Raw genomic sequence first — 24107 nt, 5'->3', positions numbered from 1 at the left:
CAAGATGGAACCAGACGTGGATGTCGAGCCGCGGACCGGGCCGGTCGACTACCTCATGGCACTGAGCGAGTCACTGGCCGCCGTGCCCGTCCTCGGCAAGCGCCTCACGCCGTTCGGCACCCTGGTCGCAGCGGGCCTGTGGGTCGGGGGACGCGCTCCCGGTATCGCCTCCGCGGCGATCAAAGGAATGTTCGTGCCACGCCAAAGTACGCATGACGAGCAGCCCAGCCCGACCACGGCGCAGGTGTGCGCGGATGCCCTGCGCGACATCGTGCCGGCCGCGCGGCTCGACATCGACTGGCCGCGGCCCGGCCGGCTGCCACCGGTGTTGAGCTACCGCCGGAACCGGCGTCGGTACCTGTGGCGGGAATCGGTGCGCTACGGGGACTCTCCGGAACAGGTGCTCGACTTCTGGCGCCGGCCCGGCCCGCTCGCCACGTCGGCGCCGGTGCTGATCTTCGTGCCGGGCGGCGGTTGGGTGCACGGCCGCCGCGCGCTGCAGGGCGATGCGCTGCTGAGTCACCTCGCCGAGCGAGGCTGGGTGTGCCTGTCGATCAATTACCGCGTGTCGCCGCGTAATCGCTGGCCGCGCCACCTCAGCGATGTCAAGACCGCGGTTGCCTGGGCGCGGGCCAACGCCGACACCTTCGGCGGCGACAGCGATTTCGTGGCCATTGCGGGCGCCTCGGCCGGCGGCCACCTGGCCGCCCTGGTCGGTCTGACCGCCGGCGACCGCAGCCTGGAAGCGGATCTTCCGGCCCACGCCGATACGTCGGTGGATGCGGTGGTGGGCATCTATGGGCGCTACGACTGGGAAGACCGGTCGACTGCGGAGCGGCGCCGGTTCATGGACTTCATTGAGCGGGTCGTAGTACGCAAGCGCCACGACCGGCACCGCGAGCTGTTCCGGGCGGCCTCGCCGATCGCGCGGACCGGGCCGCATGCGCCGCCGTTCCTGATGGTGCATGGCACCGCCGACACCATCATCCCGGTCGCTCAGGCGGCCGCCTTCGCGGACAGGCTGCGTGCGACGTCGCAAGCGCCCGTCGGGTATCTGGAGCTGCCCGGTGCTCACCACGGGTTCGACGTGACCGACGGTGCCCGCACCCCGGCGGCCGTGACGGCGATCGGGATCTTCCTCGATGAGGCTCATCGGTCGTATCGGTTGGGTCGCAAGCGATCCGGAACCGGAAAGCACGGCGACCAGACGGCGCGGAGGCGATAATGGAGAGGCTCAACGGGGTCGACGCATTCATGCTCGGCATGGAGACACCCAAGGCGTATATGCATACGTTCAAGGTGGCGATTATCGACCCGTCCACCGACCCCGAAGGCTGGTCCTTCGACAAGTTCTGCACCGAGGCGGCGCGCCGGTTGCACCTGATGCCGATCTTGCGGTGGAAGTACCTCGACTCGCCACTGGGCCTCAACCATCCCTACTGGGTTGAGGATCCAGACTTCCAGCTGAAGTACCACATTCGCCGTGTTGCCTGCCCACCACCGGCCGACCACAAGAGCCTGTGCGAGTTCATGGCCGACATCTACGCCTATCAACTCGACCGCAGCAGACCGCTGTGGATGATGTGGGTCGTCGAAGGACTCGCCGACGGCAAGGTCGCCTGCGTGATGCTGGTGCACCACGCCTACGTCGACGGCGTCGGTGCGTCCTGGCTGATGCAGCGCTTCTACCAGCCGCAGCCGGGTGTCAAATCCGATGAGCCGCCGCCCTACGACCCACCGCCGCTGCCGTCGTGGCTGCGCCGCCTCGGTTGGGCGGTCCGCGATTTTCCCGAAGTCGCCATCGCCAACCTGCCGAAGGTGGCCGCCGGGCTGTGGCAGCGGGTCATGTTGGAACGCAAGCGCAAATCGACCGGAGCGCCGCCACCGCCGGCGGCCGGAATGATGAGGCAGACACCGCTGAACGTCAATCTCAGCGCCGGGCGGACCTTCGTCTGCGACAGCCTCCCATTGGACAGTTTCGTCACCGTCAGCAAGGCCCTGGATGTCACCATCAACGACGTCTTCAGCAGCTGCGTGGCCGGTGCGGTTCGTCGTCTCCTCATCGGCGCGGACTACGACCCCGATGAGCATCCCCTGATCGGCGCCACCCCATTCGCCGGTGAGCGGCCCACCGGGATGGAGGGCCGGGGCAACTTCGCCACCCAGGACTTCTGCTGGATCCGCAGTGATATCGCCGATCCGCTGCAGCGACTTGCGGCCAGCCGCGAGTCCAATCTCGAGATGAAAGAGCACATCAAGGCGGTCAAGGAGGCTGGGGCCGACATCAGCGCGTTGTTACAAGTCGTCCCACCCTGGGGCATCACGCTCATCCGCAAGGCGATCCACCGCCGGGGAGGCAGCTTCGGCCTTTTCGGCAACCTGGTGCTGTCCAACGTCCCCGGGCCCAAAGACGCGCTCTACCTGGACAACTGGAAGCTCGACAATTGGTTCTCCACCGGGCAACTCGCCGATGGTACCGGCCTCAACGTCACGATGTGGAGTTACTGCGGGCGGGCCAACATCTGCATGCTGGCGGACCGGGAAGTCCTCGGCGACGGCTGGGAACTCTTCGGCCACTTCGTCGATGAGCTCAACGCCCTGCTTGCTGCTACTGAAACGAATGAGATTGCCCAATGAGCGGAATGATTAGCCCGACCGACCTGACCTTTCTGTTGTTGGAGAACCCAAATCGGCCACTTCACATGGCCGCCATGACGATCTTCAAGAAACCGCAGGGGCAGGAGTCGACCTTCGGGGCCCGGCTGTTCGACGCTTATCGGCGTAGCCGGGCGGTCAAGCCCTTCACCCACAAACTCGCCTGGGCCGGCACCGGTATTGCGGCGTGGCAGACCGTCGAGCCGGACATGGCCGACCACGTCCGCCAGGTCGACCTGCCGGCGCCCGGCACTATGACGCAGTTCTATGAGCTGGTTTCCACGCTCAACAGCGGGCTGCTCGACCGCAGCCGGCCGCTGTGGGAGTGCTACATAATCGACGGCCTCGAAAACGACTGTCTCGCTGTCATGATCAAGGTGCACCACGCCCTCATCGACGGCGAAGGCGGGCTGCGAGTGATGCGCAACTTCATGAGCGACTCGCCCGATGACGAGCGACTGGCGGCCCCGTGGATGGCGCCCGAGGGCGGTGCCGAGGTGCGTCGCCGGCGTCCTAGGGTTTCCCAGACCCAGCGGCTGCAGGGGCAGCTGCGGGGACTGACCAAGCTGCCCGCAGACATGATCGGCATCGGAGCCGACATCGTCGAATTCGGCGTGCAGGCACTGCACCTGAAACCGCGCATGGCGTCGGTGCCGTTCACCGCGCAACGAACGTTGTTCAACAACACCGCTAAATCGGCTGCGCGTTCCTACGCCGACACCGGGCTGCCGCTCGCCGACGTCAAGGCGGTGGCCGCGGCAACCAACACCTCCATCAACGACGTTGTCATGACGGTCATCGACGATGCCCTGCACACCTATCTCGGCGAGCGCGGGGCGCCCACCGACCGACCGCTGGTTGCCTTCATGCCCATGTCGCTGCGCGATGAATCGGGCGGGGCGGGAGGCAATCAGGTGAGCGCCGAACTGATCTCGATGGGCGCGCCCGGAGCGGACATCGGTGAGCGGCTGCGCCAGATCAACGGCGCCACGAAGAAGGCCAAGGACAAGGGACGTCGCATGCAGACGAGCTCGCGTCAGGTCTACGCGCTGCTGCTGGCCGGCAGCATGGCGGTGTCAGACTCCCTGCCCGGGTTGGGAAACGCGCCCAGCGCCAACGTGGTGATCTCGAACATGAAGGGCCCCGCCGAGCAGCTCTACCTGGCCGGTGCGCCACTGGTCGCGTTCCTGGGCCTGCCGATCCTGCCGCCCGGCGCCGGACTCAACGTCACCTTCGCCAGCGTCAACGACACCGTCCGCATCGCCATCGGCGCCGCCCCGGAGGCCGTAGACGAACCCTTGCGACTGGCCCGGCTGATGGACCAGTCATTCCAGCGACTGCAGGCCACGACACGGAGGACTCCATGAAGAACATCGGCGCCATGCTCGCACAACGTGCCGTCGTCAGCCCCGGCCTAGAGGCCTACGTCGAGCCGTCGTCAGCGGTGCGGCTGAACTACACGCAGCTCAATGAGTTGGCCAATCGCTGTGCCGCCGTGCTTATCTCGCTGGGGCTCAGCAAGGGCGACCGGGTGGCGCTGCTGATGCCCAACAGCGTCGAGTTCTGCGGCCTGTTCTACGGCGCGGCCAAGATCGGAATCGTCGTCGTACCGCTCAACACCCGCCTCGCCGCACCGGAACTGGAGTTCATCGCATCCAACAGCGGCAGCAAGGCGCTGATCTACGGTGCCGAGTTCGCGGCAGTAGCCGATGCGGTGCGGGCGGGCACCACCCATCCCTGCACCGTCACCGACTGGCTGCCGGTGACGGGCGGTGCCGGCTCGCTGGAAGAACGCCTCGCAGCCGTGGATGCGAAGGAACCCGACATCGAGTGCGGCGACCAGGACAACCTGTTCATCATGTACACCTCGGGAACCACGGGGAGTCCGAAAGGCGTTGTCCACACGCATGATTCCGTGCATTCGGCGGCAACGTCGTGGTCGCTCACCGTCGATGTGCGCGCCGGTGACCGGGTGCTGCTTCCGCTGCCAATGTTCCACGTGGCGGCGCTGACGACGGTCATCTTCTGCGCCATGCGCGGGATCACCCTGATCTCGATGCCACAGTTCGATCCGACGACGGTGTGGACGCTGATCGTGCAGGAGCGGGTGACCATCGGGGGAGCGGTCCCGGCGATCCTGAACTTCATGCGTCAAGTTCCCGGGTTCGACGAGCTCGACGCTCCCGACTTCCGCTTCTTCATCACCGGCGGCGCGCCCATGCCCGAGCCGCTGATCAAGCTGTATGCCGCCAAGAACATGCAGGTCGTGCAGGGTTATGCGCTCACCGAATCGTGCGGCGGCGGCACCCTGCTGCTTGGCGACGACGCGTTGCGCAAGGTGGGTTCCGCCGGACGCGCCTGCATGTTCGCCGACGTCCGGGTACGTCTAGACGATGGCGTGATCAGCCAGCGCGGCGAAGGCGAAGTCGTGATTAAGGCCGATTTCCTGCTCAAGGAGTACTGGAACCTCCCGGGTGCCACCCGCGGCGCCTTCGACGACGGCTGGTTCCGAACCGGTGACATCGGCGAGATCGACGAGGAGGGCTACCTGTACATCAAGGATCGCCTCAAGGACATGATCATCTCCGGCGGCGAGAACATCTACCCGGCGGAGATCGAGAACGTGGTGATCGGCATCCCCGGCGTCAGCGAGGTGGCCGTCATCGGCCTGCCCGACGAGAAGTGGGGGGAGATTGCCTGCGCCATCGTCGTCGCCGATAACAGCGAACTCAGCGAACAACACATCATCGCCGAGTGCGGAACCAAGCTCGCGCGCTACAAGGTGCCGAAGAAGGTGATCTTCGCCGACGCCATTCCACGCAACCCGACCGGCAAGATTCTCAAGCGGATCCTGCGGCAACAATTCGTGGGCTGACGCGCCGCAAATGAACACCCCCGCGTCGGCGCTCACTTCGGTCTAGGCTGACACCTATGACCGCTGTCGACCGTGCCGTCTCCCGCCGTGAAATCACAAATGCCCTGCTCAAGGCCATGGAACGCCGCCACGAGGTGCTCGACGTGATCGTCGATTCCAACGACCGCGCGTCGGCCGTGCAGGCGATCGCGGATCTGCTGGGCGTCTCGCCGCTGGGCTGCGAAGCGGTGATCGGAATGTCGCTGGATCAGCTCACCAAAGAGTCGCGAGACAAGATCGCCGACGAGCTCAACGACCTGAACAACGAGCTGACGTTCACCCTCGGTGACCGGCCGGCCAGTTCCGGTGAGACCTTGGCGCTGCGGGTGTTCTCCGGTGAGCAGGACCGCGACATTTTGGCGGACCGGACCACGGATGTCGGCGCCAGCGCCGACGGGACCGGGCGACCGGCCGGCGACATCGGTGACGAGATCCGCTCGGCGCTGGCACGCGTCGAAGACGAGGATGCTGCGCTGTTCGTCGCGATCGACGGCGGGCAGAAGGTCGGGATGGTCTTCGGCGACCTCAACCACGGCGAGGTCAACGTGCGGATCTGGATTCATCCCGAACACCGCAAGAAGGGCTATGGCACCGCCGCGTTGCGCCGTGCCCGCGCCGAGATGGCGGCCTATTTCCCCGGGGTGCCGTTGATCGTTCGCGCACCGGGTGCGCACGCCGGCTAAACAGCGGATCCTCGCCCCGGAAGGCGTTGTTCTGCCGGCGCCGGTCATAGGTCCCGGGTTTTCGGCTCGCCGCCGACGGGTATCCCGGCCACACAGCTGATCGCTGTCGTGCGTGGTGACGGGAGAGCAATGGTCATCGGCGAGGTCGGCGCGGCCCCCACCGAGGTTGTCGCACCCCGACCATTTCCGCCGCGCCGTAGGCCCCGCGGCGAGGCGATTGTCGAGCTGCTGGCCACCACCGACCACAAGGTGATCGGCCAGATGTACGTGGTGACGGCCTTCGGCTTCTTCCTGACCGCGGGACTGATGGCGTTGCTGATGCGCGCCGAACTGGCTGCACCGGGCCTGCAGTTTCTGTCCAATGAGCAGTACAACCAGCTGTTCACCATCCACGGCACGATCATGCTGCTGCTGTATGCCACGCCGATCGCCTTCGGTTTCGCCAACCTGGTATTGCCGCTGCAGATCGGTGCCCCCGACGTCGCCTTCCCGCGCCTCAACGCACTCTCGTACTGGCTGTTCCTGTTCGGTGGTCTTCTGGTCCTGTCGGGATTCATCACCCCCGGCGGCGCAGCGGAATTCGGCTGGACGGGCTACACACCACTCAGCGACAGCGTCCATTCACCGGGCCCCGGCGCTGACCTGTGGATCGTAGGTCTCATCGTGTCGGGGCTCGGAACCATCTTGGCCGCAGTCAACATGGTCACCACGGTGGTCTGCCTGCGCGCACCCGGCATGACGATGTTCCGAATGTCGAATTTCACCTGGAACATCGTGGCAACCAGCGTATTGATCTTCTTGGCCTTCCCGGTCCTGACCGCCGCCTTGTTCGGCCTGGCCGCCGAGCGCCACCTGGGCGCCCACGTCTATGACCCGGCCAACGGTGGGCCGATCCTGTGGCAACACCTGTTCTGGTTCTTCGGGCACCCCGAGGTCTACATCGTGGCGCTACCGTTCTGGGGCATCATCGGCGAAGTACTTCCCATCTTCAGTCGCAAACCACTGTTCGGCTACACCACGTTGATCTACGCGTCGTGGGCCATCGTCTTTCTGTCCGCCTCGGTCTGGGCGCACCACATGTTCGCGACCGGGGCAGTGCTGCTGCCCTTCTTCTCGTTGATGTCGTTTCTGATCGCGGTGCCGACCGGCATCAAGTACGTCAATTGGATCGGCACGATGTGGAGAGGGCAGCTGACCTTTGAGACGCCGATGCTGTTCTCGATCGGCTTTCTGGTGACCTTCCTGCTCGGCGGCCTGACCGGTGTCATGCTGGCCAGCCCCTCACTGGATTTCCACGTCCACGACACGTACTTCGTGGTCGCCCACTTCCACTACGTGTTGTTCGGCACCATCGTGTTCGCCACCTTCGCGGGTATCTATCTGTGGTTTCCGAAGATGACCGGCCGACTGCTCGACGAGCGGTTGGGCAAGCTCCACTTCTGGCTGACGCTGATCGGCTTTCACACCACATTTTTGGTGCAGCATTGGCTCGGGGCGGCCGGGATGCCGCGGCGCTACGCCGACTACCTGGCCACCGACGGCTTCCAGCCGCTGAACATCGTGGCGACGGTCGGCGCATTCGTCTTGGGCGTCTCCATGCTCCCGTTCATCTGGAACGTTTTCCGAAGCTACCGCTACGGCGAGCCGGTCACCGTTGACGACCCGTGGGGCCACGGCAACTCATTGGAATGGGCCACCAGCTGCCCACCGCCACGGCACAACTTCACCGAACTGCCCCGCATCCGCTCGAACCGTCCAGCCTTCGAACTGCACTATCCCCACATGACCGAACGTTTGCACGCCGAAGCCCACGTGGGGCAGCACCGACGGGTGCCCCGTCGCGGCGAGTGAGCCGGACCGCTGCCATCTGCAGCTGTGGATGAATGCTGGACTGGGGATAACTGGCTGCCCGGCAGCAGGTTTCGGAACTTCTCGGCTCGACGATGTCGGTGTGTCGACCGACGCTGACCGGTATGACAACCATGTCTCGTACCGAGCTGGGAGCGCTCGGAGAACAACTGGCCGTCGATCATCTGATCGGACAGGGATGGGCCATTCTGGCCCGCAACTGGCGCTGCCGTTACGGCGAACTGGATGTGATTGCCGCGGACCTGGCGGCGCGCACGGTGGTGTTCGTCGAGGTGAAGACCCGCAGCGGTGAGGGTTTCGGGGGGCTGGCGTACGCGGTGCCACCCGAGAAGGTGCGCAGGTTGCGCCGGCTGGCCGCTACCTGGCTTGTGGGCCAGCAGGCGCACTGGGACCAGGTACGTCTCGACGTGATCAGGGTGCGGATCGGCCGTAGCCGAACCCCGGAGATCACGCACCTACAGGGGGTGAGCTGAATGTCGCTGGGGCGGGCGTTCTCGGTGGCGGTACGCGGCCTCGACGGCTTGATCGTGGAGATCGAGGCTGACATCACCTCGGGGCTTCCCGGGGTACACCTGGTCGGGCTGCCCGACGCCGCACTCCAGGAGTCGCGGGATCGCGTACGCGCGGCGATCACCAACAGTGGGCAGCGTTGGCCCGCGGCCCGGCTGACCCTGGCGCTGTCGCCGGCGACGCTGCCGAAGATGGGCTCGGTCTATGACATCGCGCTGGCCGCTGCGGTGCTCTCCGCTGACCGCAAAGCGCCGTGGTCCCGGCTGGAGAAGACGGTGCTGCTCGGCGAACTTGCACTCGACGGGCGGGTGCGGCCGGTCCACGGGGTACTGCCCGCGGTGTTGGCCGCCAAGAACGACGGCTGGGCTGCCGCGGTAGTTCCCGTGGACAACCTTGCCGAAGCCAGCCTGGTGGACGGCATCGACGTGTACGGGGTGGCGACGCTGGGCCAGTTGCACGGCTGGTTGGAGGGGGCCGCACGGCTGCAGGGCCGGATCACGACCGTGGCCCCGGCGACCGAGCCGGTCGCGGACCTGGCCGAGGTGGTCGGTCAGGCACAGGCGCGGTTCGCCGTCGAGGTGGCGGCGGCCGGCTCCCATCATCTGATGCTGACCGGCCCGCCGGGAATCGGTAAAACCATGCTGGCCCAACGCCTTCCCGGGCTGTTGCCGCCGCTCACCGAAAGCGAATCGCTGGAGGTCACCGCCATCCACTCGGTCGCGGGTCTGCTGTCGGGCAGCGCGCCGCTGATCACCCAGCCGCCCTTCATCGCGCCGCATCACAGCTCGAGTGTCGCGGCGCTGGTCGGCGGCGGCTCCGGGATGGCGCGGCCCGGCGCGGTGAGCCGCGCTCACCGAGGCGTGCTGTTCCTCGACGAGTGCGCCGAGATCCGGGTCAGCGCGCTGGAGGCGCTGCGTACACCGCTGGAAGATGGGGAGATCCGGCTGGCCCGACGCGACGGGGTGGCCTGCTACCCGGCCCGCTTCCAGCTGGTCATGGCGGCCAACCCGTGTCCGTGCGCCCCGGCCGATCCCCGGGACTGCACCTGTAAATCATTGGAGAAGCGGCGTTACCTGGGCCGGCTGTCCGGTCCGCTGCTGGACAGGGTGGACTTGCGAGTGGAGATGCATCCGGTGCGCGCGGGTGCGTTCTCGGCGGTGGACGGGGAGTCGACTGCCGCGGTGCGCAGCCGGGTCGCGCAGGCCCGCGCCGCCGCAGCACACCGGTGGGAACCGCACGGGTTCCACACCAATGCCGAGGTCAGCGGGGCGTTGCTGCGCCGCAAGTTCCGGCTCAGTACCGTGGCGATGGGTCCGCTGCGCACTGCGCTGGACCGCGGTCTGCTCTCGATCCGGGGCGCAAACCGGACTCTGCGGGTCGCGTGGACCCTCAGCGATCTGGCCGGGCGGACGTCACCGGGACTAGACGAGGTCTCCGCTGCCTTGAGCTTCCGCCAAGCCGGTGCGGCCCGATGAGCACCACAGCCACCACCGCGAAGCGGGCCTGGGCCTACCTGTCCCGGGTTGCCGAGCCTCCGCGCCCGGAGCTGGCGGCACTGGTCGATCGGGTCGGCCCGGTAGAGGCGGCGGAACGGATTCGGTGTGGTGCAGTCGGTCCCGAGCTGGCTCGCCACACCGAGGCTCGACGCGAGATCGATGTCGCTGCTGATGATCTGGAGATCCTCGACCGCCGCGGAGGCCGCCTGCTCACGCCCGACGACGACGAGTGGCCGGTGTTGGCCTTCGCCGGCTTCGGGGGCGCCGACGCCGTAGACAAACCAGATTGCCGGCCGCCGCTCGTGCTCTGGGCGGTGGGGCCGGCGCGCCTCGACGAGATCGCCGAGCGGGCCACCGCGATCGTCGGAACCCGCGCAGCAACCGCCTACGGCGAGCTGGTCGCGGCGGATCTGGCCGCCGGACTGGCCGAACGCGACGTGGCGGTGGTCTCCGGCGGCGCCTACGGAATCGACGGCGCGGCGCACCGTGCGGCACTGGCCGCAGACGGCACCACCGTGGCGGTACTGGCCGGGGGCATCGACAACGCCTACCCGGCAGGCCATTCCGCGCTGCTGCATCGCATCGGCGCCAGCGGCCTGCTGGTCACCGAGTATCCGCCGGGGGTACGCCCGGCCCGCTATCGGTTCCTGACCCGCAACCGGTTGGTGGCGGCGCTGGCAGGGGTCACGGTGGTGGTGGAGGCGGGACTGCGCAGCGGAGCGGCCAACACCGCCGCATGGGCCCGGTTGCTGGGCCGGCCGGTGGCGGCGGTCCCCGGTCCGGTCACGAGCGCGTCCTCGGCCGGCTGTCACGTGCTGCTGCGCGGCGGCGCCGAGTTGGTGACCCGAGTCGAGGAAGTGATCGAACTGGTGGGTCGGGTCGGGGAACTGGCAGACGATCCGCCGCGGCCGGCCACACCGCTGGACGGGCTCAGCGCCGCCGAACGTCAGGTCTACGAAGCGCTGCCCAGGCGTGGCACGGTCACCGTCGATCAGATCGCGGTGGCCTCCGGGCTGGCGCCGGCACGGGTGTTCGGGCCGCTGGCGATGCTGGAGGTCGCCGGCCTGGCGGCGCGACGCGACGGATGCTGGGGGATAGCTCGCCCGAATCGGTAGCTCGTATAGTCGGCTGGGCAGGGCGAAGAGGGGAGACAGCGTGGCGGGACGACCGGTTCACACCTTCGAAGTTGTCCGGACCGAGCAGGCTTCGGCGCACATGATTCGAGTGGTGTTGGGCGGCAAGGGTTTCGACACGTTCAAGCCCATCGATTTCACCGATTCGTACGTCAAGGTGATCTTTGTGCGCTATGACGTCGATGTCGCGGCGCTCCCGCAGCCGCTGACGCTGGACAGCTTCGCGGATCTACCCGACGAGCAGCGTCCGGTGGTCCGCACCCTGACTGTGCGCCGCGCCGATCCGCTCGCCCGGGAGATCGCCATCGACGTCTCCGTGCACGGTGACCACGGCGTTGTCGGCCCCTGGGCGGCCGGCGCTGAACCCGGAGATCCGGTCTACTTGATGGGGCCCGCCGGTGCTTACGCGCCGGACCCCGACGCCGACTGGCACCTGCTGGCCGGTGACGAGAGCGCGTTACCGGCGATCGCTGCCGCGCTCGAGGCACTACCGGACGACGCAGTGGGCAGGGCATTCATCGAAGTCGCCGGGCCCGAAGACGAGATCGCGCTGAAGGCGCCAGACGGAATCGAGCTGAGCTGGCTGCACCGAGGGGGGCGTGCGGACCTGGTGGGGCAGGAGCGGGCCGGGGACAACGCGCCGCTGATCGAGGCGGTCACCACCGCTGCGTGGCTGCCAGGCCAGGTTCAGGTGTTCATCCACGGCGAGGCCCAGGCCGTCATGCACAATCTGCGGCCCTATGTCCGCAAGGAGCGCGGCGTCGACGCCAAGTGGGCGTCGATCTCGGGGTACTGGCGGCGCGGGCGCACCGAAGAGACTTTCCGGCAGTGGAAGAAGGAACTCGCCGCTAAAGAATCAGCCGAAGAACAGACGGGCTAAAGCCATGGCATTCGGGGACTACCAGTTCGAGATCTACCTGCAGGGCTTGGCCGGTGTGGTACCCGCGCTTCCGATGACCTACACCGAGCTGGAGGCCAAAGCCGCTGCGGCGCTTTCCCCCTCGGTGTGGTCGTACGTGGCCGGCGGTGCCGGCGACGAGCGCACCCAACGGGCCAACGTCACCGCCTTCGACGGGTGGGGGCTCATACCGAGGATGTTCGTCGGTGCCGCCGAGCGCGACTTGTCGATCGAGATGTTCGGATTGCGGTTGCCCTCGCCGGTCTTCATGGCGCCGATCGGTGTCATCGGCATCTGCGCCCAGGACGGTCACGGCGACTTGGCCAGCGCCCGGGCTGCGGCGGCCACCGGCGTTCCGATGATGGTGTCCACCCTCACCGCCGACCCGCTCGAGGACGTCGCTGCCGAATTCGGTGACACGCCAGGGTTTTTCCAGCTGTATACGCCTAAAGATCGGGAGCTGGCCGCCAGCCTGGTGCATCGCGCGGAGGCGGCCGGTTACAAGGCGATCGTCGTCACCCTCGACACCTGGGTTCCGGGCTGGCGTCCCCGGGACCTGTCCACGTCGAACTTCCCGCAGCTGCGTGGGCACTGCTTGTCCAACTACTGGTCGGACCCGGTGTTCAGGGCGGGCCTGGCCCAGCCGCCAGAGGAGAATCCGCAAGCCGCGATCCTGTCCTGGATCCAGACCTTCGGCAATCCGCTGACCTGGGATGATCTGCCGTGGCTGCGGTCATTGACCGACCTGCCGTTGATCGTCAAGGGCATCTGTCACCCCGACGACGTGCGGCGCGCCCGAGACGGCGGGGTCGACGGCATCTACTGCTCCACGCACGGCGGTCGCCAGGCCAACGGCGGACTGCCGGCCCTGGACTGCCTGCCCGGCGTGGTGGCGGCCGCCGACGGGATGCCGGTGCTCTTCGACTCGGGCATTCGCACCGGGGCCGACATCATCAAGGCTCTTGCGCTGGGCGCCACAGCGGTGGGTATCGGCCGGCCGTATGCCTACGGCCTGGCTTTAGGCGGAACCGCCGGGATCGTGCACGTGCTGCGCTCGCTGCTGGCCGAAGCCGATCTGATCATGGCCGTGGACGGCTATCCGTCACGGCTTGATCTCACCCCGGAAACGCTGCGGCGCGTCACCTGAGCGCCCCCGGCCGCCGTCTGAGACCGTGGTCGACGTGGACGCGATTCTCGACGAGTTCGACGAGTACCTCGCTTTGGAGCGGGGCCGTTCCGACCACACCCGGCGCGCCTACCTCGGTGATCTGCGCTCGCTGTTCGGATTCCTTGCCGATCAGGGGCACACCGGTATCGGAGAGCTGAGTCTTCCGTTGTTGCGCAGCTGGCTGGCCGCGCAGGCCGGCGCCGGCGCCGCGCGCAGCACCCTGGCACGCCGCACATCGACGGTCAAGACCTTTACCGCTTGGGCGGCGCGGCGTGGGCTGCTGGCATCGGATCCCGGTGCCCGCCTGCAACTGCCGAAGGCGCGCCGGACGCTGCCGGCGGTGCTGCGCCGAGACCAGGCGCACGACGCGATGGTTGCTGCCAAATCCGGGGCGCAGCAGAACGATCCGCTGGCGTTGCGGGACAGACTGATCGCCGAGTTGCTTTACGCCACCGCCGTGCGCGTCAGCGAACTGTGCGGACTCGACATCGACGACGTCGACAGTTCACGACGGGTGCTGCGGGTGGTGGGCAAGGGCAACAAGCAACGCACGGTGCCGTTCGGGGAGCCCGCTGCCGACGCGCTGCAGGCGTGGCTCAGCCGGGGGCGCCCGTCGCTGGCGACGCTGGAGTCCGGCCCGGCACTGCTGCTCGGCGCCCGCGGCGGGCGCCTGGACCCGCGGCAGGCCCGCACCGTGGTGCATCAGACCGTCGCCGCGGTCGGGGGAGCACCGGATATGGGGCCGCACGGGCTGCGCCACACCGCGGCCACGCATCTGTTGGAGGGCGGGGCAGACCTGCGGATCGTGCAGGAACTACTCGGTCACTCCAGCCTGGCCACCACACAGCTCTACACCCATGTCACCGTCGCCCGGTTGCGTGCCGTGCACGATCAGGCCCACCCGCGGGCGTGACGGTGCGGTCAACACTCGAACTGCCGTCGGGAACGATCTCCTATCTTGACTTTGGTCCCGATAATCCCGCCTCCTGGGCGGCCGGGACCGTGGTGCTGCTGCACGGGGGAGGCACGGACAGCGCCGAGTTGTCTTGGGGAGAGGTCGGACCGCGCCTGGCTGCCGGCGGCTTCCGTGTCATCGCTCCCGATCACCCGGGTTGCGGCAAGAGCCCGCTGCCCACCTGGCGGGTGACCCAGCAGCGGCTGGTTGCCTACGTGGGGGAGCTCATCGACGAGCTCGGACTGGATCACTACGCCATCGGTGGGTTGTCGCTGGGCGGGGCACTGACTATCGGGCACGTGCTGGACCGGCCCGAACGGGTCACCGGGGCAATGCTGTTGGACAGCTACGGGCTGATGCCGCGGCTGGCCGGCGGCCGACACCTGCTGGCGTGGGCGATGCAGCGCACCGGCGCGCTGGATCTCGCCACCCGCTGGATGGCCACGAACCGCGCCGCACTGACGTGGAGCCTCAAATCGCTGATCCGTGATCCAGCCCAACGAAACCCCGAGCTGATCGCAGAAATCATCTCCGCCGCACGGCACCCCGGGTTCGCCGCCTTCGAACAATGGCAGCACGACGAGATGCTCTGGAACCGGCTGAAAACCGACTACACGGCGCAGCTGGCATCGTTGCCGTGCCCGACGCTGATCATCCACGGTGACCGGGACGCCGGCGTGCCTATCGCCCGCGCACGAGCGGCCGCCGCGCTGATCCCGCACGCGGAGCTGAAAGTCGTTGCCGGTGCCGGACATTGGGTCCAACGAGATCAGCCTGATGTCGTGACCGCCGCTATGCTGGACTTCCTGCGTCGACTGCCCCCGCCGTAGCGGCGCTCACGCCAGCTACCGGCTTGAGTCGGATCGGCGTCGAGGCAAGCAACCCCAACGGATCGAGGTAGTCGGCTCGCGACGCCGGGCCCCACATCGCGCCCCAGTGCAGGCAAGCCGCGCAGCCCGGATGGCCGGGCTCCAAGGTGCCGATCACCGATCCCGCGGCCACCAGCTGACCGATGCGGACTGCCGCCGACACCGGCTGGTAGCTGGTGCGCAAACCGCCGGGGTGGGCCAGTGACACCACCGGCTGCCCACCCGAACGTCCAGCGAACACCACCGTGCCCGCACCGGCGGCATACACCGGCTGGCCCGGTTCCCCGGCCAGGTCCACACCGCGGTGGCCGCGCTGCCAATCCGGGCGCGGGGCGTCGAAGGGCCGCACCACCGCCGGGCGCGGCCGCAGCGGCCACTCCAGCCGAACCGTGTCGCCATGCGCCGGCGCGGCCAGCAGAAGGCCTCCGACCAGTAACAACGCCGCGCATCGCATCTGGCCAGTTCACCTCGGCGGCCCCGAAACGGGCCAGTCACCGCTGTGGACAAAGCACCTGGTTCATGGGGTGGTTCCAGCTTCGCCTCTCGTTCCTCGAGGCTTGCTAAACCACCCGCTCGAACCGTGTAAACTCATTTGCGCAGTTCGCTTATGCGGGCTGACTTCGCGTGTCTGCGCCACAACCGGATGTCGGGTGGTCCCCAACAGGGGTCCGGCATTTCAGCAGGCACCAGGGCCCGGCCTCACCCGACGCCGGGCGACAACCGACAAAAAAGGAATCATGGACTCATGGCTGTCGTAACCATGAAACAGCTGCTGGACAGCGGCGCCCACTTCGGGCATCAGACCCGTCGTTGGAATCCCAAGATGAAGCGGTTCATCTTCACCGACCGCAACGGCATCTACATCATCGACTTGCAGCAGACGCTGACGTTCATCGACAAGGCGTACGAGTTCGTGAAGGAGACCGTCGCGCACGGCGGGTCCATCATGTTCGTCGGCACCAAGAAGCAGGCGCAGGAGTCGGTCGCGGCTGAGGCCACCCGGGTCGGGATGCCGTACGTCAACCAGCGCTGGCTGGGCGGCATGCTCACCAACTTCTCCACCGTGCACAAGCGTCTGCAGCGCCTCAAGGAACTCGAGGCCATGGAGCAGACCGGCGGCTTCGAGGGACGCACCAAGAAGGAAATCTTGATGCTGACCCGCGAGAAGAACAAGCTGGAGCGCAGCCTCGGCGGTATCCGCGACATGGCCAAGGTGCCGTCGGCTGTCTGGGTCGTCGACACCAACAAGGAGCACATCGCCGTTGGCGAGGCGCGCAAGCTGGGTATCCCGGTCATCGCGATCCTGGACACCAACTGCGACCCCGACCTGGTCGACTACCCGATCCCGGGCAATGACGACGCGATCCGCTCGGCAGCGCTGCTGACCAAGGTCATCGCCTCCGCGGTGGCCGAGGGGCTGCAGGCCCGCGCAGGTCAGGGCAACGGCGAGGGCAAGGCTGCGGCCGAAGCGGTTGAGCCGCTGGCCGAATGGGAGCAGGAGCTGCTGGCGGGCGCCACCACCGCGGCGCCTGACGCCGACGCCGCAGCTGCCGGCACCGAAACCACCACCGACGCATCGTAGGAAAGGCACACCACAGTGGCGAACTACACCGCTGCCGACGTTAAGCGGCTTCGGGAGCTCACCGGCTCAGGCATGATGGACTGCAAGAACGCGCTGGCCGAGAGTGACGGCGACTTCGACAAGGCCGTCGAGGTGCTGCGCATCAAGGGCGCCAAGGACGTCGGCAAGCGCGCCGAGCGTGCCACCGCCGAAGGTCTGGTCGCTGCCAAGGGCGGCGCCCTCATCGAGCTGAACTCCGAGACCGACTTCGTCGCCAAGAACGACGAGTTCAAGGCCCTCGCAGAAGAGGTCGTCACCGCCGCCGCGGCGGCCAAGACCTCCGATGTCGAGGAGCTCAAGAGCGCCAAGGTCGGTGACCGCACCGTCGGTGAGGCCATCGAGGCGCTGTCGGCCAAGATCGGCGAGAAGCTCGAACTGCGCCGGGTCGCCTACTTCGACGGCACCGTGGAGACCTACCTGCACAAGCGGGCCTCCGACCTGCCGCCGGCGGTGGGTGTGCTGGTCGAGTACACCGGTTCGGACACCAACGCGGCCCACGCGGTGGCACTGCAGATCGCCGCGCTCAAGGCCAAGTACCTGAGCCGCGACGACGTTCCCGCCGACCTGGTGGCCAACGAGCGTCGCATCGCCGAAGAGACGGCCAAGGAGGAGGGCAAGCCCGAGGCTGCCCTGCCCAAGATCGTCGAAGGCCGGGTCACCGGCTTCTTCAAGGACGTGGTGCTGCTGGAGCAGTCGTCGGTTTCCGACTCGAAGAAGAGCGTCAAGGCGCTGCTCGAGGAGGCCGGCGTGACCGTGACCCGTTTCGCGCGGTTCGAGGTCGGACAGTCCTAGCCCCCTTCGTACGAAAATCACCGCCAGTGCCCGTGACTCGGGCCTGGCGGTGATTTTCGTTTGGGCGTCACGGACTCACGTGGTCCGTCGGATAAGGTCACCGGCATGCAACTTGTGCACGCCTTTGGCGACGACGCGCTCGGTCACTCGGACACGGTCGGCCTGGTTGAACGCCTGCGATCGGGCGAAGTGTCGCCCGCCGAGTTGGTCGATGCCGCGATCGCCCGCACCGAAGCGGTCAATCCGCAGCTGAACGCGCTGGCCTACCGGGCGTTCGACCGCGCGCGGGCGAACGCCCGCCAGAGCAGCGTCGGCACCGGACATTCGGGCTTCTTCCAAGGCGTTCCGACATTTATCAAAGACAACGTCGACGTCGCCGGGATGCCGACCATGCAGGGCACCGATGCCTGGCAACCCCACCCGGCCGCGGCCGACGGGGCCTTCGCCAAGCTCTATCGCAGCACCGGGCTGATTCCGCTGGGCAAGACCCAATTGAGCGAGTTCGGCTTCAGCGCTTCGGCCGAGCATCCGCGGATCGGCGCGGTACGCAACCCGTGGAACACCGACTACACCGCGGCGGCGTCGTCGTCGGGCTCGGCGGCTTTCGTCGCTGCCGGGGTGGTCCCGATCGCGCACGCCAACGACGGCGGCGGGTCCATTCGCATTCCCGCGGCCTGCAACGGACTGGTCGGGCTCAAGCCGTCGCGCGGCCGACTGCCGTTGGACAAGGACTTGCGTGCCATGCCGGTGCGGATCGTCTTCAACGGGGTGGTGACCCGCTCGGTGCGCGACACCGCCGCCTTTTACGCGGAGGCCGAACGGATCTCGCGCAACACCAAACTGCCGCCGATCGGTGACATCCGGGCACCGGGTGCTCAGCGCCTGCGGGTGGCGGTGATCACCCAGTCGATCGCGCGCGAGACGTCGGCAGAGATCCGCGAACTGACGTTGAAGACGGCGGCGTTGCTCGAGGAGCTGGGGCACCGCGTCGAGTATCTCGACCGGCCACCGGTGCCGGCGCACTTCGCCGATGACTTCCTGCTCTACTGGGCGTTTTTGGCGACGGCATTGGTCAGGGGTGGACGACGCATGTTCGGCCCCACCTTCGATCGCACCCGGCTGGACAACCTGACACTCGGGTTGGATCGCCATGCCACCCGCCACCTCTACCGGCTACCGCTGGCTGTCGCCCGCCTGGCGTCCGTGCGGCGGCGGCACACCTCACGGTTGTACGGCGACTATGACGTCGTGCTCACTCCGACGCTGGCACACGAGACGCCGCGGGTGGGACACCTGGACCCCACGGCCAGCTATGAGCAGATCATCGACCGGCTGATGGACTGGGTGGCATTCACGCCGTTGCAGAATGCCACCGGTGAACCGGCGATCTCGCTGCCGTTGGCCGAATCTACGGCCGGATTGCCGGTGGGCATGATGTTCAGTGCCCCCATCGGGCAGGACGCCCGGCTGCTGGAATTGGCCTACGAACTGGAGGCCGCCAAACCCTGGCGCACGATCGCGAGCGGGGCGTAGTCACTCGACGCCGATTCGCTCCAACATCTGCCGCAGCCGGTGCTGCTCGGCCGCGCTCAGCGCAGCCAGCACCCGACCGTCGGCGACGCGTACGGCATCTTCGGCCTGCTTCAGTAGATCCCGGCCGGCCTCGGTCAAGTTCGCCGGCAGCGCGCGCCCGGACGGCACCGACTCCGGGCGGCTGACCGCGCCGCGGTTCTCCAACCGGTGCAGCACGGTGTTCATGGCTTGCGGGGTGACGCCGGTGTGCCGGGCCAGTTCGGCGCTGGACAGCCCGGGACGCAACGACAGCGCCCGCATGCAGACGAATTCGGGCAACGCCAGCCCCAGCGGCCCGAGTACCGCGGTCACCTGGGGGCGCAGCGCCGAGCTGACCCGGTACAGCAGGTAGCCCAGCGGAGCAACGTCCACGTCATCCATGTCAAATATCCTGACATACAGGGTCTCTGCGCTGAGACGCTATAGATCGTTTCCCGCGTAGGACAGATTGAAGCTCTTATTCGTCAGCGGGAAGTCCGGGACAATGGTGTCGGTCATCGATACCGGCAGCGCCGGCCAGTTGAACCAGGACGGATCCACGATCTTGGCGCGGCCGATGATGGCGTCGGCTCCGATCTCCACCCGGTGCACGATGCTGCCGCGCCAGCCCTCGACGATGCCGATCCCGCTACGCGGGCCCGTCGCCGCCGGAATGGGCGCCCGGAAATCGAGCGGGCCGTCGTGACTGTCGATCAGGTTGCGGCACAGGGTCACCGAGGCCGCGAACTCGTCGCGGCGAACGGTGTAGCGGGCCAGTACATCCCCGGTGCTCGCCGTTACCTCGGTCACCGGTAGCTCGGTGGTCGGGTGGTCGAGGCGGGCGTCGGTGACAATCCCGCTGGCCCGAGCCACGTAGCCCAGCGCACCCATGGCGACGGCGTCGTCGCGGTGCAATATCGAGGTGCCGGCGAACCGGTCATAGATCACCGAGTTGCCCAACGTCAGCTCGGCGATCTCGGCGGTGTCATCAGCCAGCTCTTGTAGCCGGTCCGGGTCCGGAAGTGCTTGCAGCACGACACCTCCGGGGCTGATCGCCCCGCGCAACAGTCGGTGTCCGGTCACTTCCGCGTTGATGCGCAGCGCCAGTTCGCGGACGCGCTGGGCGTGTGCGTTGGCCAAGCCGAATCCCACATCGTTGGCCAGGGCACCCAGATCGGCGGCATGGTTGTAGAGGCGCTCGAGCTCGACGAGCAGTGCGCGCAGCCGGTGCACCGGATCGGGCAGCTGGACACCGAGAGCGTCCTCGACGGCCAGGCTGTGTGCGAGCGCGTGACCGGCAGACGTGTCGCCGCTGACCCGTTCGGCCAGGTCCACCGCCGCGAGGGCGGGCCGGCCTTGAAAGAGTCGCTCGACCCCGCGGTGGACGAACCACAGTCGCGCCTTGAGTCGCAACACCGATTCGCCGACCACCGAGAACCGGAAATGACCCGGCTCGATCAGACCGGCGTGTACCGGGCCGACGGGGATCTCGTAGACCCCGGCGCCGTCCACGGTCAGGAAGGGAAAGTGGTCCGCCGCAACGAAGTCGCCGGGCGGCCCGGCATCGTTGCGCATCGGATGCCAATCCTCTGGCCAATGCGCGTGCCGTACCAGGCGGCGCGGCTGCGGATGATCGACCGGGGTGATGCCGTACAGATCGAGCATCTCGCGCTCGAATCGGCCGGCCTGAAAAGACAGCCGGGCCAGCGAGGGGATCGCCGGGGCGTCCGCCGGAACCGTCAGGGTCAGCTCCCTGCGGCGATCCGGGCGGCCGGCGAGGAACAGGTACACCACCCGCAGGGTGTCGCCGTCATCGTGAGCGGCCATCAGTGCCAGCCGGAACCCGTCGGCCAGCAGAGCCGTGGCCGCATCGATCAACTCATCGCCGGTGACCGGCTGGGTGCTGGTGATCGGCTCCATCAGCGGACTCCGAGTTGGCTTGCGGCGGCCTCGAACAAGTCGGTCAGCGGGCCGGCGGTCACTCCTAGGGCGAACGAGAGCAGCACCCCGATCACCAGCGCGCCCGCAACCGTTACCGGTACCCGGATCGGCGGGGTACCGGCGTCCGGGGTGCCCAGCAGCAGCCGGCCGGAATTGCGCAGCAGGGCGGCGAACGCCACCACCAGCGCCACCAGTGCCAGACCGAGGGCCCACGCCAGACGCGCGTCGGCCAGCGAGATCGCGATCGCCACCTCGCTGGCGAACATGGCAAACGGCGGCAAACCGAGCAGGACCACCATCCCGGCGGCGAACGCGCCACCGACCAACCGTGACCTCCCGAACACCGCAGAGATCTCGCCGATCGCGGTGGTGCCGTGGGCGGCCTGCAACTGCCCGCCGGCGAGGAACAGCACCGTCTTGCCGACACCGTGAGCAAGGACGTGCAGCAGCAGCGCGGTGATCGCCAGCTGGGTGCCCGCCGCCGCGGCGACGGCGATCAGGCCCATCGTCTCCATCGATGAATAGGCCAGCATCCGTTTGAGATCGGTCGTGATGGTGAGCAGCAGCGCAGCGATCAGCAGTGTCACCAAACCGGCGGCCAGCAGTGCCGTCCGCAGAAACGCCGGACCCACCGCGGCATCGATGATCGGCTTGATCCGGATCAGCACCGAGAACGCGACGGACAGCAGCACCCCGCTCATCAACGCCGAAACAGGAGCCGGGGCTTGACTGTGCGCATCGGCGAGCCAGGTGTGAAACGGTGCCAAGCCCATCTTGGCTCCGTAGCCGATCAACAGCAGCGCGCCCGCCAAACGGGTCACCGCCGGGTCGAGCCCACTGGCATGGGCGGCCAGCACGTCGAGGTCCAGCGCGTCCTCAGCGCCCGCTCCGGCATGCAGCGCGGCGAAATGCAGTAACACGGTGCCCAGGAACGCGATTGTGATGCCCACCGAACACACCATGACGTATTTCCAGGTGGCCTCCAGGGCGGCCCGGCTGCGGCGGTGCCCGACCAGAAACGCGGTGACTACCGTGGTGGCTTCCACCGCGATCCACACCACGCCGATGTTGTTGGCCGACACCGCAAGAGCCATCGCTGCCAAGAACGCCGGAGTCAGGATGCCGTACAACCGTGCGCCGCGTTCATCGGTGTGTCCACAAGCCAACTCGGCGTCGACGTAGCCGATGCTCGCCCAGGTGGCCAGGCTGCCGACGACACCGATGACAATCAGCATCGTCACCGACAGTGCATCGGCCCGCAACAGGCCATTCAGCGCCAGTTGGGTCCCGTCGCCGATCCGTACGGCCAAGGCGACACCGCATCCCAAGATGGTCAGCGCAGACATCACCGTGACGGCGGAACCGAACCGGCGCCAGCCGAGCATCGCCGAGCACAGTGCTGCCAACACCGGTGCCAGCAGTGGAAGCGCAATCAGAAGTGTCATCAGTCGCGGAGCTCCCGCAACAGGTCCAGGTCCACCCCGCCGAAGGCGTTGCGCAGCTGTCCGGTCAGCACTCCGAGCACGATCAGCACGAACAGCACATCCAGGGAAGCGCCGAGTTCGACGATCAGCGGGACGCCGGCGGTCAGCAGGAACGCGGTCGCAGCGATTCCGTTGTCCAGCATCAGCAAGCCGACCGTCTGTGAGATGGCGTGGCGGCGGGTCGCCATGATGAACAGCGCGATCAGCACCGTTGCGATGGCCGCCGGGGCGGCGTTGGTCGAGGTACTGGGAGCCAGCGCGACCACCGGTTGGGCGATGGTGAACGCCGCGACCACCAGTGCGGTGACCATCAGCAGGGAGGCGGTCGTGCTGACCAGGGGAGCGGACTCACGGCGTTCTTGGCGTTCGGCGCCCAGCGCCCGCTGTAGCAGCCACGGCAGCAATACCGCGCGGACCGCCAGCACGCCGAGGCCGACCAACAGCAGGGCTCGATCATGCTCGTGTACACCGCGAATCACCGGGATGGCGGCCAGCGCCACGCCTTGGGCGACGAGCAACCGACGCACCACCACCGACAGGTCGCGGTGCCATACCGCCAGTACCGCGGCCAGCAGGACACCGCCGGCAGCCAGGTCCAGCATGTTGACGTAGGTCATCCCGCCGCTCCCGTGAAGAAGTTCGCCGCCGTCACGGCCAGCAGCGCCAGCACGAAGGACCCAGCGAGTAGTTCTGGCACCCGAAACAGCCGCAGCTTGGCGAGGAAGACCTCCACGGTGGCCATGATTGCGGCCAACACCGCCACTTTGAGCGCGATCGCGCCGGCGCCGACGATCACCTCGAGCGCGCTGGGGTCCGCGCCCGCGATGCCCCACGGAAAGAACAGGTTTGCCAGCAGCGCCAGCAACACCGTCAGCCGCATGCCGCTGGCCCATTCGACCATGGCCAGCTTGGGGCCGGCATATTCGAGCACCATGGCCTCGTGCACCATGGTCAGCTCCAGGTGGGTGGACGGGTTGTCCACCGGCAGCCGGCCGGTCTCGGCGACGATCACGATGACCAGCGCGACGAACGCCAGCGCGCTCGCCAGCGAGATCACTTGGCCCGGATGCGCGTTGGTGTTGCCGACGATGGCGCCCAGATTTGCCGAGTTCGCGGGAATCGACAGGGCGAACACCGCCACCAGGATGGTCGGTTCCACCAGCGCCGCGATGGTGATCTCACGGCTGGCGCCCATGCCGCCGAAGGCCGTTGCGGTGTCGATGCCGGCCAAGGTCAGGGCCACTGTGCCCAGGAACAGCAGGCCCACAACGGTAATCAGGTCGGCGACCGGGTCCAGCGGCGAGCCGGTCGCCACCAGGGGCGCGGTGGCGACGATGACCAGCGTGGTGGCGGCCAACGCGGCCGGCGCCGCGGCGAACACCCAGGTGGTGCCGAGCGGTTTGAGGTTCTGCTTGCCCAGCAGTTTGCGGATGTCACGCCACGGTTGCCAGATTCCGGCCCCGGTGCGGCCCTCGGCGCGGGCTCGGACCTGGCGCATCAGGCCGATGACCAATGGGGCGCCTGCGATGACGCCGGCGACCTGCACGAAACCCGCCAGGTATGTCAGT

General features: G+C 67.6%; 22 protein-coding genes. 16 read left to right on the top strand and 6 right to left on the bottom strand.

Going from position 1 to position 24107, the window contains the following annotated elements:
• Positions 1-4 precede the first annotated feature (4 nt).
• The 13 genes from MJO54_RS15005 (at position 5) to MJO54_RS14945 (ending at position 15111) form a co-directional block, all read left to right on the top strand.
• Entirely contained in the window at positions 5-1225 is a 1221-nt protein-coding gene (locus MJO54_RS15005; protein WP_064889451.1) for an alpha/beta hydrolase, read from the top strand.
• On the top strand, positions 1225-2637 hold the full coding sequence (locus MJO54_RS15000) for a WS/DGAT/MGAT family O-acyltransferase (RefSeq protein WP_064889452.1): 1413 nt from the start codon (positions 1225-1227) through the stop codon (positions 2635-2637). The genes MJO54_RS15005 and MJO54_RS15000 overlap by 1 nt, the downstream gene beginning before the upstream one ends.
• Before the next feature lie 5 nt (positions 2638-2642).
• Complete coding sequence (locus MJO54_RS14995; protein WP_109403121.1) at positions 2643-4022, top strand: WS/DGAT/MGAT family O-acyltransferase; 1380 nt, start codon at positions 2643-2645, stop codon at positions 4020-4022.
• Positions 4019-5530 carry an acyl-CoA synthetase gene (locus tag MJO54_RS14990; RefSeq protein WP_240175142.1) on the top strand — a complete coding sequence of 504 codons (1512 nt, stop codon included), beginning with the start codon at positions 4019-4021 and terminating at the stop codon, positions 5528-5530. Before MJO54_RS14995 ends, MJO54_RS14990 begins: the two co-directional genes overlap by 4 nt.
• Positions 5531-5586: 56 nt before the next feature.
• The gene (locus MJO54_RS14985; RefSeq protein WP_046286386.1) at positions 5587-6252 is read left to right on the top strand and encodes a GNAT family N-acetyltransferase; all 666 of its coding nucleotides are present in this window, start codon (positions 5587-5589) and stop codon (positions 6250-6252) included.
• 129 nt (positions 6253-6381) lie between these two features.
• Positions 6382-8103 carry an aa3-type cytochrome oxidase subunit I gene (gene ctaD / locus MJO54_RS14980; protein ID WP_240175141.1) on the top strand — a complete coding sequence of 574 codons (1722 nt, stop codon included), beginning with the start codon at positions 6382-6384 and terminating at the stop codon, positions 8101-8103.
• A 122-nt stretch (positions 8104-8225) separates the two neighbouring features.
• Positions 8226-8594 (top strand): YraN family protein, encoded by a 369-nt coding sequence (locus tag MJO54_RS14975; protein ID WP_046286388.1) that lies wholly within the window; start codon positions 8226-8228, stop codon positions 8592-8594.
• Entirely contained in the window at positions 8595-10106 is a 1512-nt protein-coding gene (locus tag MJO54_RS14970; protein ID WP_046286389.1) for a YifB family Mg chelatase-like AAA ATPase, read from the top strand. It begins immediately after the preceding gene.
• Entirely contained in the window at positions 10103-11242 is a 1140-nt protein-coding gene (gene dprA / locus MJO54_RS14965) for a DNA-processing protein DprA (protein ID WP_046286390.1), read from the top strand. Before MJO54_RS14970 ends, dprA begins: the two co-directional genes overlap by 4 nt.
• A gap of 40 nt (positions 11243-11282) precedes the next feature.
• On the top strand, positions 11283-12140 hold the full coding sequence (locus MJO54_RS14960; protein WP_064889457.1) for a siderophore-interacting protein: 858 nt from the start codon (positions 11283-11285) through the stop codon (positions 12138-12140).
• A 4-nt stretch (positions 12141-12144) separates the two neighbouring features.
• Positions 12145-13305 (top strand): alpha-hydroxy-acid oxidizing protein, encoded by a 1161-nt coding sequence (locus MJO54_RS14955; protein WP_046284423.1) that lies wholly within the window; start codon positions 12145-12147, stop codon positions 13303-13305.
• A 34-nt stretch (positions 13306-13339) separates the two neighbouring features.
• Positions 13340-14239 (top strand): tyrosine recombinase XerC, encoded by a 900-nt coding sequence (locus tag MJO54_RS14950; RefSeq protein WP_065152487.1) that lies wholly within the window; start codon positions 13340-13342, stop codon positions 14237-14239.
• A 2-nt stretch (positions 14240-14241) separates the two neighbouring features.
• Complete coding sequence (locus tag MJO54_RS14945; RefSeq protein WP_240175140.1) at positions 14242-15111, top strand: alpha/beta fold hydrolase; 870 nt, start codon at positions 14242-14244, stop codon at positions 15109-15111.
• On the opposite strand, the gene MJO54_RS14940 is transcribed toward MJO54_RS14945, so the two are convergent.
• A complete protein-coding gene (locus MJO54_RS14940) occupies positions 15074-15604 on the bottom strand; it encodes a M23 family metallopeptidase (RefSeq protein ID WP_105295535.1) in 531 nt (176 codons plus the stop codon). The two genes, MJO54_RS14945 and MJO54_RS14940, sit on opposite strands and share 38 nt — an antisense overlap.
• A 291-nt stretch (positions 15605-15895) precedes the next feature.
• Between MJO54_RS14940 and rpsB the strand changes: the two genes are divergently transcribed.
• The 3 genes from rpsB to MJO54_RS14925 all read left to right on the top strand — a co-directional run bounded on the left by rpsB (position 15896) and on the right by MJO54_RS14925 (position 19096).
• A complete protein-coding gene (gene rpsB, locus MJO54_RS14935; RefSeq protein WP_046284427.1) occupies positions 15896-16732 on the top strand; it encodes a 30S ribosomal protein S2 in 837 nt (278 codons plus the stop codon).
• A gap of 15 nt (positions 16733-16747) precedes the next feature.
• Positions 16748-17563, top strand: coding sequence for a translation elongation factor Ts (gene tsf, locus MJO54_RS14930; protein ID WP_065152488.1), 816 nt, complete (start codon positions 16748-16750; stop codon positions 17561-17563).
• A 105-nt stretch (positions 17564-17668) separates the two neighbouring features.
• Positions 17669-19096 (top strand): amidase, encoded by a 1428-nt coding sequence (locus MJO54_RS14925; RefSeq protein ID WP_065152489.1) that lies wholly within the window; start codon positions 17669-17671, stop codon positions 19094-19096.
• Here the strand turns inward: MJO54_RS14925 and MJO54_RS14920 are convergent, their stop codons facing one another.
• The 5 genes from MJO54_RS14920 to MJO54_RS14900 are packed head-to-tail and all read right to left on the bottom strand — an operon-like array spanning position 19097 to position 24106.
• Positions 19097-19516: a MarR family winged helix-turn-helix transcriptional regulator gene (locus tag MJO54_RS14920; RefSeq protein ID WP_046284430.1), complete on the bottom strand. Its 420-nt coding sequence runs from the start codon at positions 19514-19516 to the stop codon at positions 19097-19099. It lies immediately after the preceding gene.
• A gap of 39 nt (positions 19517-19555) precedes the next feature.
• Entirely contained in the window at positions 19556-21034 is a 1479-nt protein-coding gene (locus MJO54_RS14915; protein WP_065152490.1) for a hydrogenase large subunit, read from the bottom strand.
• Positions 21034-22500: a proton-conducting transporter transmembrane domain-containing protein gene (locus tag MJO54_RS14910; protein ID WP_240175139.1), complete on the bottom strand. Its 1467-nt coding sequence runs from the start codon at positions 22498-22500 to the stop codon at positions 21034-21036. The genes MJO54_RS14915 and MJO54_RS14910 overlap by 1 nt, the downstream gene beginning before the upstream one ends.
• Positions 22500-23156, bottom strand: coding sequence for a hypothetical protein (locus MJO54_RS14905; protein ID WP_046284433.1), 657 nt, complete (start codon positions 23154-23156; stop codon positions 22500-22502). Before MJO54_RS14905 ends, MJO54_RS14910 begins: the two co-directional genes overlap by 1 nt.
• Positions 23153-24106 (bottom strand): respiratory chain complex I subunit 1 family protein, encoded by a 954-nt coding sequence (locus MJO54_RS14900; protein WP_109403122.1) that lies wholly within the window; start codon positions 24104-24106, stop codon positions 23153-23155. Before MJO54_RS14900 ends, MJO54_RS14905 begins: the two co-directional genes overlap by 4 nt.
• Between the last annotated feature and the right edge of the window lies 1 nt (position 24107).

This window comes from Mycolicibacter virginiensis, assembly GCF_022374935.2.
GTDB lineage: Bacteria > Actinomycetota > Actinomycetes > Mycobacteriales > Mycobacteriaceae > Mycobacterium > Mycobacterium virginiense.
Note: the sequence above shows the minus strand (reverse complement) of the source record. Positions and strands in the feature narration are given on the sequence as shown.